Origin of the sequence: Pedobacter sp. MC2016-24, assembly GCF_015223055.1 — a bacterium.
Lineage (GTDB): Bacteria > Bacteroidota > Bacteroidia > Sphingobacteriales > Sphingobacteriaceae > Pedobacter.
On the sequence record NZ_JADFBX010000011.1, the window covers coordinates 130,924 to 143,942 of the forward strand.

Sequence of the window (13,019 nt, forward strand, 5' to 3'; positions counted from 1 at the left end):
TCTTTCTTCATGTGTGTTGGTTTTGGTTTTTATGTTGATGGTTAAAAATTAATTGTGAGTAGCAGTAGGTTTATGAGGGTTTCACGATGATACGACGCCCATCGATTTTAAAACGCACTTCCTGCGTATTTTCCAATACCTGAAGCAGCTTAGCGATATTTTCAAATCTGGATACACTTCCGGTTAGTTTGATGCCATCCAGATTTCCTTCATAAACCACCTGAACATTATACCAACGGGCTACTTTACGCATGATGCTCCGGATATCTTCCCGGTCAAAAGTAAATTTCCCGTCTTTCCAGGCTATGGATTCCAGGCCATCTACTTGATGTGCGGATAAAGTTCCTGTTGCCAGGATAGCCTGTTGATTCGGTTTCAGTACCAGAGACTGGCCTTTCAAGCTCTGCAGCCTTACAGATCCTTCCAATAAAGTCGTGCTGGTTCGGCCTTCATCGCCATAGGCGTTCAAATTGAAATGGGTTCCCAACACCTCGAGGGTTTGTTCATTAGAAACTACTTCAAATGGGTGTTTTGCATCCTTAGCTACCTCAAAATATGCTTCGCCACTTAATTCAACGCTACGTTTATTACCGGTAAAACTTGTTGGAAATTTTAGGCCGGAAGCTGCATTTAACCAGACTTTCGTGCCGTCAGCCAACAAGACCTGGTACGTGCCTCCTACCGGCGTATGCACGCTCAACAGTGCTTTTTCTATTGTTGTATCAAGCCCATCGGTTAAAACAGCTGCGCCATCACTATAGTTCAATTGTGCAGCATTGATGACCAGGCCTTTTTTTGCGTCACTTAAATTGATGGTCTTGCCATTTCCCAGCGTCAGGATTGCCCTATTTTTACCTGGCAAAATATCAGGATGATCGGTGCGCAAACTGGAAGCCCAATCGTCTTTAATGCCATATTGGTAGGTATAAAAACAAATTCCAAGTGTTAAAAAGAATAATGCTGCAGCAGCTATACTTTTCCAGGTTGTCCAGAAACGGGGTTTAAACTGCGGACTCGTTACGATGCGCTCAAAAATTGCATTTACCCGCTCAGGGCTGGTATCAGCATGATGTGCTTCCTCCATCCTGTCCCAGGCTTCATCGATCAGCATTTTTATGGTCAGTTCTGAATTCTCCGCTGCCAATAAAGTATGCAATTCGACAACCTCCTGCGGACTGGCCGACTGGTCATTGAAACGCTGATATAAGAATATAATTCTGCTGTTATCCATAATTTAATATATGCCCTATACTTATATTAACCCGTGATTTGAAACTTCGGGGGTATTGGAAATAAAATAAATTACAAGATTTTAAAAATGATCAGCACTGCTGCGATGTCCGTATGCTGACTTACGTATTTTCGTACAAAACGTAGGGCAAGCTTCATATAAGATTGTACCGTTAAGGTCGACAGGTTTAATTGCAGCGCAGCTTCTTCATATTTTAAGCCTTGTTGCTGGCACAATTGATAAACCAGTTTTTGTTGAGGCGGCAATTGCTCAATTGCAGCTTCCAATACTTTCCTGGTATCATCCAGCAAAATCTTTTCCGCAGTTTCATCATGGAGTTCGGTCCAGTCCCGGCCCATTTCTACAGCCACTTTGGCTTCCAGTACCTGGCGCCTGAGTATATTGAAACTTCGGTTCCGGGTTATTGTGCGCAGATAAGCATCCAACACCGTGTCATCAGCTAATGTGCCGGCAACCTGCCACAACTTCAACATGGTCTCCTGCATCACCTCTTCGGCCAGATCGTTAGATTTCAAAATTTGTAAGGCGACTGAATAAACCTTTTTGCGATACTTTTCATAGATAATCCTAAAAGCATGATGATCACCCTTCGAAATTTTCCGAAGCAGTTCCTGTTCATTATGCAAAGACGTATTCAAGTTCATGTATCAATTCTGCCTAAATTTAACCACAGCAAATCAATATTAATTATTTATTTCCGCATCGTGGTCCTCAGTTTATTTTCTTGGCGCCTGTTTGGGCATTTTGTTACTACGCTCAAACTGATATACCTTAATGTTTTCCCACATCATCACCTCTCCGTCTACATTTTTAATGGCGCGGATTTCACCGTCCTGGGAAACTACAAATCCTAGACTTCCCGGATATTTCAAACAGTAAGCAAACATCGATTGGTGTCGGGTTCCGAAATGTTTCGGATCGATCTTTAAACGGTTGGCCGAGACCTTAGGCGACCTGTTTACCGCTACAAACTCAGGCAATTCTTTCTCATTGATGACTGCACCAAAGCCTTTAACTTCAAGATGTGGCGACATGAGTACCAAGCCATCTACGCAACTCAAAGCAGAAACAAAATGAACCGCACCGATCAATTCATGAAAGCTATCTTTGATCCGGAGCTCGTTCTCTATAAATTCTTCGTGCAAAACCCAGGGAACATCTTCCTTTTTTCGCTTTAAGGTATTGATCTCATCTTCCAGTAAGTTATCATCAGTAATGGTACTTAGGATATGTAATATTGCCGATTCCATCCGATCATATTGTAATCGGTATTTAATGGTAAGATCAGTGTGAAAATCCTGAGTAATCAGCACTGCACCACCATGATTGTAACTTTTAATTTTCAACAGGATCCTGCTAATGGACTGAATCACATATTCAAAAACAATTTCATTGTAAATCTCAGCATCCTGATCAGTAACCTCATGCCTGACCTTACGCTCAATAAAACTTTTGCTATACGCCGTATTTTTACGGATAAAATCTGATACGGGTCCGTATTCAAAAACGTTAGGATAAAGCTTCACCAGAAAATTCTGGTTCAAGGTCGCAATCGGATGGTAATCCAGCATGACATTTAAAATTCCGATACCATTGATCATGGTTTGAATGATTCCCGGATAGGGCGGTTTATCATCCTCCTCATAATTCAGGTAACTCTGGTAATGAACCGTCTGATCAATCATCCCATAAATAAACAGCTCCTCCTGCTCATCGTAATACACCGAAAGACTGGCACTCCAGGGATCCGCAGCTTTAGACAATTTAACCAGGTTCTTTACAGTCAGGGGAATTTTAGATTCAAAAGCAAAAAAGCAAGGCGCATCATGACTGAGTAGCTCTTTTCTTTCAAAATTCTGATGATCAAACAGCGTAACTGTAACCTTGATGTGCTCAGATTCTTCAGTTTGCAAACTGGCGTAATAAAGTGTACTAAACAGCTGTTTTAGAATATTTTCAGTTGGCTTGGAATCTGTAATTTCCGAACGTTGCAATTCTGTATAAACAAAGGTGGCGAGATCTGCAGGTGTAAAATATTTCATCATCCAAACGTGGTTTAACACTGCACAAATGAGCGATTAATATTTAACTTTTCAAAGGTTTGATTTTTTAACCCCGCGTACTTATTTCAGTCCCTTGTTTCAATCGCGCAACCTGGGCAATCTCCCAAAACGTCACGTAAAGTAGTGCAAATAAAATGCAGTACCACAATACATCTATACTTTTCCTGATTTTAAATCCAAACACAACCAGAAAAAACACTGGCAACGTGCATATGTAGATGAAAAATAAGTCGACAGCAAACTTAAACGCCGTAGTGAAATGATCCGGAATCAGCAAAGTGATGAGGAAACTTAAGCAAAATACCCACAGGGGTAAGGAAAAACATAGCAAGACCTTTTGCCAAACGCGCATTTTCACCTGTTCCGGATAAATGTTCTTATAATTTCTACGAATCAGAACAATCATGCCCAGACCGATCAACAAGAGCAGGATAATTTGAAAATATTTAAAATTGATTGTCCCAGATCTTGTGCTTACACTATGCGATGAAATTAATCGATCAGATTGATAACGTTCAACCTGAACCGTCTCCCCATTTTTAAAGGTTTTCTTCGTCACCGTTGAACTGCCGGGATCACGTATCGTCCACACTGAATCTTCAATCCCATCTTTATATTGTCCGTCAATCAGGGTTTCCCCGGCATTAGATTTTCTGATGAGCTGGCCATGAAGTCTGCCGTCTTTAAACATCAGCTGATCTACATAACCCTCGCCAGCAATTTGCAATTGCCGGATGCCCTGCGCCTTTGTGTAGCTGGAGTCATTTCCAAGTTCATTCTGCACCAGAACATCCAAATCTTTTAACACCTTCGTTTTTTGAAAATCATCTCCCTTTACGGGTTCAGGGCCAATATGGATACTGGTCACACCAATAACAGTAAGTGTATCCAAAGGATAGATCTTCAAATCATAATCGTATCTGTTGCTGTCGGGAATCTTGCTTACCCCTTTAAACAAAACATATTGAGGCTGTTCAAAGCTTTGCATGGTATTGGGCATTGTGGTTGCGCAAAATGAAAAAAGACTAGCCAGCCCGCTAATCCAGGGGTTCAGATAAATTTGTTTTGAAGGCCGTTCCATCATGTACCAGGCAACAGGCAACACCAATAAAGCCATAAGATCAGTGACATCGACAACACGTTGAATGGCAAATAAATGCGTGCTAAAAAAATTGATGAATGATTCGGAATAAGGACTTTTCCAATAGATAAAGAATAAAGCTGTTGAAAAAAACACGAACAACTTTTTACCGGGGAATAAAGTGGCCCAAAAAACAGCAAACACAAACAGTCCAGAAAAATCAGATAATTTACCTGTTATAAAATTGTGGAAATAAGCTTTGAAGTAGAAATCATTCAATAACAGCAGTAGTAAACAAATGACAAAAGAAATTGACGATAAAGGCTTGAATTGTTTTTTCATATCAGCTGTCGCGTTTATAGGAGCTTAATACATGAAAACAGTTTTAGGTAACCCTTGTTTCAGGAAAATAGAGCGTTCAAAATGCACCATTGCAATTTAAACGCCCTATTCATTTAATTGATTTTAATACTTAATCCTTTAATGGTTTGCCAGCCTTCCTGATCAGTCAGTCTGATCATAAAATGGTAATCACCAGGATCTACGTCAGCAGGAACCTCAATCTCAGTACTCACCTCATAAGACTTTAGTCCATTAGGAATCGCGACATTCTTAATCAGCAAAAAAGGTTTTATGGCCTGCTTAACCGGAGCAAGATCACATGCTGCCAGTTCCGTGCTGTGTGTATGGTGGTCAAAATTATGGTGGATATCAACATTCAATGAGCCCAGTTGAACATTGTCAGTAACCAGCGCTTTAAATACAAATTTCTCCCCTCTTTTGATGACACTACATTGTTTTGGAAATGCATTTTGTCCAGCGACATTAATCTCAGGATAAACCGTATCGATGGGCTCTGCACTTTCTTTACTGCAATTACTCAGCAGCAATGCGAACAACAACCCGAAGGAAAATAAACCTATTTTCTTCATCTTATTGATAATTTATAGTAACCGGGATGACCTTAAACACATTCATATTGTAGCTGGTATTTTTATAGAGAATAACCAGGTTGTATTTTCCGGATTCCCATGCTTTTCCTCCAGTTATCGGATTGGCTGCGGGCTCGTTACCATCCAGACTTGCGCCTATGGTAATTTTCTCGCCACCATACACGCCATTCACCTGTTTCAAAGTCGTGATTTTTGATGCTGCCGGCAGGTTCTTATGTTCTACTTTGGAAATCACAATGGCCTTACTGAAATCCAGCTTATCAATAGACTCGGGATAGTAATTTGCACTTTTCCTGATCAGTACGGTGTACAGAATTCCATCCCCTTTAATTTCGCTAATCTGTGCATGAGCTGTCAGTTCATCCCCTTTTTTAAAGATCAGTTCCTGCTCTACCCAGGTATCCATATAATAAATCAGGGTCTCATTTCTGGAAATCATATCCCGGCCAATCTTAGGGTCTACCGGCATATTGGCCGGATCGCTAATAATCAGTTCTTCCTTCAGTTCCAGTTTGGTTCCATTTTCATCCAGCACAATGAAATAGAAATCATACTTTCCATCGGGAGCTTCAGCAGGAATGGTAAAATGCTTATGCACATTCGTATTTTTCGCCCCGATATATTCATCCCATGCCAGCTCTAACTTCCAGTTTGCAGTATACTGTTCTGAACTTTTTTGTACGATTTTAAGCTGCACGGCTTTAATTTTATCGCCAGCTAGAACATCTGCATTGAAGTGGAAGTCACGCCCTTTGAGCGCCTGTTTGTTATTCGCCGATCCGATCTCTATATTTTCGGCCTTCGGCGAATTGGCTTCAATTACCTGGTCTTTTTTACAGGCAGAAAAAATGGTAATCAGCAGCAGCAGAGCTGCCATAAATTTTGTTGTTTTCATTTTAATGGAGTTGTTTTTGTTTAAATTTTTAATGGTGTTCATTTACGGATATATTATTTTTAGACAGGATGAATGGAATTTTTAACGACAGGATGACGTTTCGACCTGATTCGGGTAATTCAATCAAACGGTAAAAACTGGTATGGTTCAGGTAAGCAGTATTCATCAGGTTCTGCACCTGCAAACTGAGCATCAATGGCTGGCTATAGCATTTGATCTTTGTTCCGGCCTGTACATTGATCAGTTGATACGCGGGAGTTTTCTTTTCAGGAGGCACGATTTGGTTTTGACTTGCCGTGAGTCTGTAGTCTGCAGACAGGTAAGCATCTTTAAAAATCCGGCCAGCGGGCGGCGACCAGGTGAGGTTAAACAAACCCGATGCTGGTGGAGAAAAAGGCAGGGTATAGCCTTTTTTATCACCAGACAATTGCCTGGCCTGTAAATATTCTCCGAGGAAGCTGGTACTCCAGCCTTCCAGTAGTTTAAGCTTGATTTGCATTTCTGCACCATAGCGGGCCACCCTGCTTTGTGCATATTGAAAAATCTGATTGCCTGCACCGTAGTAATAATCATGTTCTGATGTCGGGTTCAGGTAAATGTAATTTGGGAAATAATTATAAAAAGGACTTAGTAACACAGACCACCTCTCCGTCGTCCAGCCGAAGCTCAGATCGCCCTGGTAAGATTGCTCCGGATCCAGTTTTGGATTACCACGTTCATAACTGAAGTAATGATAATTTACACCATTGGCTCCCAGCTCTTTGGCAATAGGAATCCTAAAGCTCTTGCCGATATTGGCTTTGAGCTGAAACTGATCCAGATTGTAATTCAAGCCTAAAGACCAGACCGCACTATGAAATGATTTGCTAAAATCATCCGCCCTAACCAGTTTTTCTGAAATGAGCCGGCCGTTTATTGTCTGCTCAGAATTAAACCAATCGGTATATTTGAACATGCGGATGTGACCAAAATCATACCTTAAAGCGGCATGTAACCATACTTTTTCATTGAGCCTGTATTTATCATATACAAACATTCCTGCCGTACTTTGATTAAAGGCCGGTACCAGAAAAGTCCAGCCGGCAATGGCATTGTGTTGGTGTTCGGCATTTATACCGAGGTTCAGCTGATGAGCTCCAATGGAAATTTCATCCCTGAAATTCAGGCTATAAACCTTTTTGTCAAACTGGCGTTCCAATTCTGGTGAAATGCCCAGATGATCTGGAAATACCGGGGGCATATAACCGTGATTTACGTATTGGCTAAACTCCTGTCTGAAATTATGCTGGTACCCCAATTCCATTTCCAGTTGCTGTCCCGGTAGTTTATACTGACTGCGGTTGATCAATTTGAAATGGTTAACCTGCTGACTGGGCATCTGAACATCCCGGTCTGAAGCGTCATGCATGTCTACATCAACCCTTCTTGGTTCCAAACCGTGGGCATTTGCAAAAAAACCGCTGTTGCTATATACATTACTCAGGTAAAAAACTGTGCTGAAATTTTCCCGTACATAACCGGAAGTAAAATGTATGGCAGTCTCCCGGCCCGCAGTATTTCGCAATTGCCTTTCATGCAACCTTACCGCATAGTCGTACACAAATACCGTATCTGCAGGAACCCTGTAATCACCATAATTCTGGTAAGTAAAGCGGGAATCAAAGAACCAATTACGGGTACGGCCAAAAAGGTTTACAGAAGTACCATACAGGCTATTGTTGCTTTTACCAATCAGATCTACCGAACCGCCCAGACTATTTACCATTGGCAAAGCTGGCGGTTTCAAGTCAATGACTCCGGCAATGGCATCCGAGCCGTAACGAAATGAAGCCGCACCTTTAACCAGCTCTACTTCTGCAGCAGCAAACTGGTCAATCTCCAGCCCGTGATCTGCTCCCCACTGCTGCCCTTCATGCTTCAGACCTTTATCCACCACCACTACCCGGTTAAATCCCATCCCGCGGATCAGTGGTTTAGATTGACCAGACCCTATGCCTATGGTTTTGATACCAGGCAAACGCTCCAGCGACTGCATCAAACTGCCACCCAAATGGCGTTTGATAAAATCACTGTTTACAGTTTCTACATTTAAGGCTTCTTCTTCCTTCCGCAACTTTAGGCGTTTGTCTTTGATGACGACCTCTTTAAGCTGTTTGGAGATCGGCTTTCTGTTCATCAGCGTATCAGTAACCGGTGATCCGGTCTGTGCAGAAAGTAAGGGACTGATAAAAAAAATGCAAAAGCAGAGGGAATAGAATTTCTTCATTGAAATTTGAAATACAGGAATAGCAGAATTAGTATGACATGCCGAATGCAGTAAAAAAACAGCATCTAGAATACCACAGCAAGAATTAAGACGAGAAGAATTTACGCCGGAGGCGGAACAGTTTACTTAAACTGCAAATGGCGGGCCTTTATTGGTATAGCCCTGCAGACTGAATTTATAATTCCCAATCAACACGCGGGTATTGATGGTTCTTGTTTGGGGCAGTGCAACAACAACAATTACGGGCTGATGTGAAAAGATCTGTTTGCCTTGAATGTGGTGATAATAATCGCAAACTGCACATTTATCTAAACCTTGCAATTGCTCTTTGTCTCCACATTGTTCATGCTCATCGCCATGTCTGTCGGCATGTGCATGCAAACCCTGGGCTGCTGAAATAAAAAGGAATAGCCAAACCAACAGGAACGAACCTGCCCGTTGTAACTGTATACCTGAAGATTTTCTACCGCTTTTCACAATGCATCAAAGTTGCATCTAATTATTTAAACGATCAAGACAAACAGAAATTAATTTTTAAAAACACATTGCCCTGCCTTTCATAACCTAAACATGCCATTGGCATAACACTGACTTTAAAACAAAAGACCAGCTTTGCGCTTATTAAGGTATAAAAACAATACACTATGAATCATACGGAAATTCAAATCAGTTCAGACCTGCAAAAATTCATTGACAAGTTTGAGCCCAGTAAATTTAAAATGATGACTAAAGGAATAGAAATCAGGGGAGTCAACGACATGCATAGAAATGTGAGTCTTGCAAAAGCCCTCATTGAAAAAATGAAGTTGAACCTTACCGTAACACATACTGCCGATATGCTCGCATATGGTGGGTTTGAAGTGACCTACCGGTAATTAAAATACAATCTTTACTTTGCCCAGGTCAAGCTCCTGCATGCTATACAAGCACGGTTCTTGCCTTAAAACAAACCAGGCCCTTGTCCCCGGCCACCCGGTTTGGAGAAAAAATTGGCTTCTCAGAAAAGACCTCAGGAATCTTGCCTCTTCCGGCAAAAGATTCCAGTCTTTGAAGAGAACGCCTATTTTTTCCGTTATATTTGTAGTACTATGCTTAAAATCGGACTAGCAGAAGACGACCTTAAAATTGCCAGCCTCATTAAAACCGGGCTTGAAGAACAGGGCTATACCGTAACCATTGTTCCCAATGGCACGCAGGCCTTACAAACGTTCCGGGAAACTGAATTCGATCTGCTTATTCTGGACATCATGATGCCCGGACTCAACGGCATCGAAATCTGCAAAGCCATTCGTTCATCGCAGCAGGAAGTGCCCATATTAATGCTTACCGCATTGGGCACTATCGACGATAAAGTAATTGGTTTAAATGCCGGTGCAGACGATTACCTGGTAAAGCCTTTCCATTTCCGCGAGTTGCTTGCCAGAATAGAAGCTTTACTCAGGAGAAAAATCAGTGACACAGCCAGTAGTCCCCCAGTAGCGAATCACTTGCTCTGCTTTGACGACATCAGCATGGACACCTATAGCAAAGAAGTGAAACGCGACGGGAAAATCATTGAACTTACCGCGAAAGAGCATACGTTACTCGAATTATTTTTACGGAATCCAAACCGGTTATTGTCCAGGCAATACATTGCAGAAAATGCCTGGGACATTAGCTTTGACACCGGTACAAACGTAATTGATGTGTACGTAAATTTCCTACGCAAAAAAATTGAGAAAGGGTTTAACCGAAAACTCATCCACACCAAAATTGGAATGGGGTATATCTTAAAATAGAGGCGGTATGAAAATAAAAGACCGCCTGTCTCTATATTTTACCCTGATCAGTACCTTTATCCTGCTCCTCGTACTCTGTTCAGTTTATTTCATGTTCGCCAAATTTATGGAAGCCGATTTCTTTGCGCGGCTCACGGACAGGACCATGGTGACTGCTAAATTATACCTGGAGGCAGATGAAATCTCGGCAGATTCACTTGATAAAGTGAGAAACCAGTACCTGGAAAAACTAAATGGCGAAGTTATCCGAATTTACAATTCAAAAAACAGTGCTGCATTTATTGGCGATGACCAGCAATACTGGACCAACGAAACCATAGATAAAGTCAGAAAACTCAAGAAATTAAATTTCAGGGACGGCAACCGCCAGGTGGTCGGCATTTTTTATAAAGACAACCAGGGAGACTTTGTGATCCTGGCATCGGCTTTAGACAAAAGCACCCATTACCGGCTTGAAAAGCTACAAAAGATTATGGTCCTGATTTTTATCATCATCTTTATTGGCTTGCTCCTATCCGGACGCTGGATTGCCAAAAGGATACTAAAGCCTCTGGACCTGTTTATCGCTGAAGTGAAGCAGATTAAGTCGAGCAACCTACACTTCCGTGTACAGGAAGGCACAAACAAAGATGAAATCAGCCTGCTTGCACAAAATTTCAACAATTTAATGGAACACCTGGAACAGGCTTTCGTATTACAGAAAACCTTCATTGCCAATGCATCCCATGAATTGAGGACCCCGGTAACGCGGATGACCATTGCAGCCGAAATCAGCTTGTCGCAGGAGCGGGAAAAGGCCGATTATAAAAAAGCACTGCTCTCTGTTTTAGAAGATGCTGAAAAAATGGAACATACCATCACCGGTCTGATGAGTCTGGCGCAGGCTGATCTGGAATTTGCATCAGCGCCATTAGGCCCTGTTCGCATCGACGAATTGATCTGGGCTTTACAAAAAGAATGGAAAGAAAAAGAATACTGTGACCTGTTTGTCAACACCGGCAATTTACCCGCCGATGAACATGAACTCTGTATACAGGCCAATCCCATTTTGTTGCAAATAGCCCTGAACAATATCTTATCTAATGCTTTCAAATTCTCAAATCAGCAAATGGTATCCTGTACACTTGACATTAAGCCCTCAGAGATCAGCATCGCCATTCAGGATCAAGGTATTGGTATTGACGAAAATGAACGCAGTGAAATCTTCAAACCCTTCTATAGTACCGCTCCCTCACACCATCAGACCGGCAATGGCATGGGGCTTTACATGGCGCATAAAATCATCACCCTGTTTAAAGGCAATATCACTGTAGCGTCACAAAAAGGGCTTGGAACCACATTCAAGGTAGTTTTCCCTAAACTTTAATCTCATTTTAATCGCCCTTTAATTCGCATTTAATTCAACTGAGCTAGGTTTGACCAAACACAAGAACACAAATGGTCTGCATATCTCTAAAATTAAATTGCTTTTGCACTGTACTTGCCTTGACTTTTGCTGCCCATGTAGCAAGTGCCCAAACCGGCATTACAGTTACCCTCAGTTTACCTGAGGCTGAAAAGCGCTTTGTTCAAAACAATTACCAATTGATTGCCCAGCAATACCAAACGGATCAGGCCCGGGCCGAAGTGATTACAGCCCGTTTGTTTGACAATCCGGAAATTAATTACGAGAACCTGCTATACAACCCGGATACCAGGAAATTTCTGGGCACCAGCATGGCAACAGGTCAATACCAGGCCTCTGTGTCGCAAATGATTAAACTTGCCGGCAAACGCAACAAAAACATTCAACTGGCTAATTCAGGTGTAAAACTAGCAGCGTATGCGTATTTCGATTTGATGCGGACGCTGCGCTTCAGTCTGCATGCCAGCTTTTACAAAACGTACTATGACCAGCAGTCGGCCAAAGTTTACGAGCAGCAAATCAACTCGCTTAAGCTGTTACTAAGTGCCAATGAGCAACAGTTAAAACTCGGTAATGTAGCGGTCAAAGACATCATCCGGATCAAATCATTGTTGTATAACCTGCAAGGCGAATACAGCAGTTTAATGAACGAGATTGAAGATTCGCAAACGCAGATTAAATTGATGACCAATATAGATCCTGGTGCCAATCTCTTGCTGACGATATCACCTGAAGAAGAACAAAGCTATCAATTGAACAAACAGGTATATACCAACCTGCTGGATTCGGCGCGCAATAATCGCTCAGATCTCCAGTTGGCCAAAGCCGGAATGACATATGCCGAGAACAATTTGAAATTGCAAAAGGCAAATGCTGTACCTGATGTAGAACTCAGCCTGAGCTATGACTTGAAAGGCAGTTATCCGGATCATTATACCGGTATCGGAATCAAAATGCCCATCCCACTATTTAACCGCAACCAGGGTGAGATTAAAAAAGCAAGAATTGCCATTGATGCTGGAAAACTCCAGGTACAGCAACAAAATGCACAGTTGGAAAATGAAGTGTATAACAGCTACGCCTCAGCCTTACGCATCGAAAATCTATACCAGGGTTTTGACAAAGGCTTCCATGCAGACTTTGACAAATTGATTGCAGAGGTGGTTAAAAATTTCAAGAACAGAAACATCAGCCTCATTGAATTCCTTGATTTCTACGATGCTTATAAAGCCAGTACCCTGCAAATGAATACGCTTAAATATGAGCGTATGAATGCCAAAGAAGAAATCAATTTCGTAACCGGATCGACCATTTTTAAATAACGCA

At 41.8% G+C, this 13,019-nt stretch carries 12 protein-coding genes; 4 read left to right on the top strand and 8 right to left on the bottom strand.

The features are described from left to right. Positions 1–70: 70 nt before the first annotated feature. The 8 genes from IM797_RS21105 to IM797_RS21140 form a co-directional block, all read right to left on the bottom strand. On the bottom strand, positions 71–1,231 hold the full coding sequence (locus IM797_RS21105; RefSeq protein ID WP_194129175.1) for a FecR family protein: 1,161 nt from the start codon (positions 1,229–1,231) through the stop codon (positions 71–73). Between the two features lie 71 nt (positions 1,232–1,302). Next, entirely contained in the window at positions 1,303–1,896 is a 594-nt protein-coding gene (locus IM797_RS21110; RefSeq protein ID WP_194129176.1) for an RNA polymerase sigma factor, read from the bottom strand. 72 nt (positions 1,897–1,968) lie between these two features. Then, positions 1,969–3,297 carry a putative sensor domain DACNV-containing protein gene (locus tag IM797_RS21115; protein ID WP_194129177.1) on the bottom strand — a complete coding sequence of 443 codons (1,329 nt, stop codon included), beginning with the start codon at positions 3,295–3,297 and terminating at the stop codon, positions 1,969–1,971. Positions 3,298–3,361: 64 nt separating this feature from the next. Continuing rightward, entirely contained in the window at positions 3,362–4,738 is a 1,377-nt protein-coding gene (locus IM797_RS21120; protein WP_194129178.1) for a hypothetical protein, read from the bottom strand. A 113-nt stretch (positions 4,739–4,851) separates the two neighbouring features. Beyond that, positions 4,852–5,328 (bottom strand): DUF4625 domain-containing protein, encoded by a 477-nt coding sequence (locus IM797_RS21125; RefSeq protein WP_194129179.1) that lies wholly within the window; start codon positions 5,326–5,328, stop codon positions 4,852–4,854. Between the two features lies 1 nt (position 5,329). After that, positions 5,330–6,244, bottom strand: a complete 915-nt coding sequence (locus IM797_RS21130) for a DUF4625 domain-containing protein (RefSeq protein ID WP_194129180.1) — start codon at positions 6,242–6,244, stop codon at positions 5,330–5,332. A gap of 28 nt (positions 6,245–6,272) precedes the next feature. Continuing rightward, positions 6,273–8,510, bottom strand: coding sequence for a TonB-dependent receptor (locus tag IM797_RS21135; RefSeq protein ID WP_194129181.1), 2,238 nt, complete (start codon positions 8,508–8,510; stop codon positions 6,273–6,275). Positions 8,511–8,636: 126 nt separating this feature from the next. Further along, positions 8,637–8,987, bottom strand: coding sequence for a hypothetical protein (locus IM797_RS21140; protein WP_194129182.1), 351 nt, complete (start codon positions 8,985–8,987; stop codon positions 8,637–8,639). A gap of 167 nt (positions 8,988–9,154) precedes the next feature. Between IM797_RS21140 and IM797_RS21145 the strand changes: the two genes are divergently transcribed. From IM797_RS21145 to IM797_RS21160, 4 genes are all read left to right on the top strand, one after another. Then, positions 9,155–9,385 (top strand): hypothetical protein, encoded by a 231-nt coding sequence (locus tag IM797_RS21145; protein ID WP_194129183.1) that lies wholly within the window; start codon positions 9,155–9,157, stop codon positions 9,383–9,385. A gap of 213 nt (positions 9,386–9,598) precedes the next feature. Then, entirely contained in the window at positions 9,599–10,288 is a 690-nt protein-coding gene (locus IM797_RS21150) for a response regulator transcription factor (RefSeq protein ID WP_194129184.1), read from the top strand. 7 nt (positions 10,289–10,295) lie between these two features. Next, on the top strand, positions 10,296–11,654 hold the full coding sequence (locus tag IM797_RS21155) for a HAMP domain-containing sensor histidine kinase (RefSeq protein ID WP_194129185.1): 1,359 nt from the start codon (positions 10,296–10,298) through the stop codon (positions 11,652–11,654). Positions 11,655–11,773: 119 nt separating this feature from the next. Further along, on the top strand, positions 11,774–13,015 hold the full coding sequence (locus IM797_RS21160) for a TolC family protein (protein ID WP_228099014.1): 1,242 nt from the start codon (positions 11,774–11,776) through the stop codon (positions 13,013–13,015). Positions 13,016–13,019 lie beyond the last annotated feature (4 nt).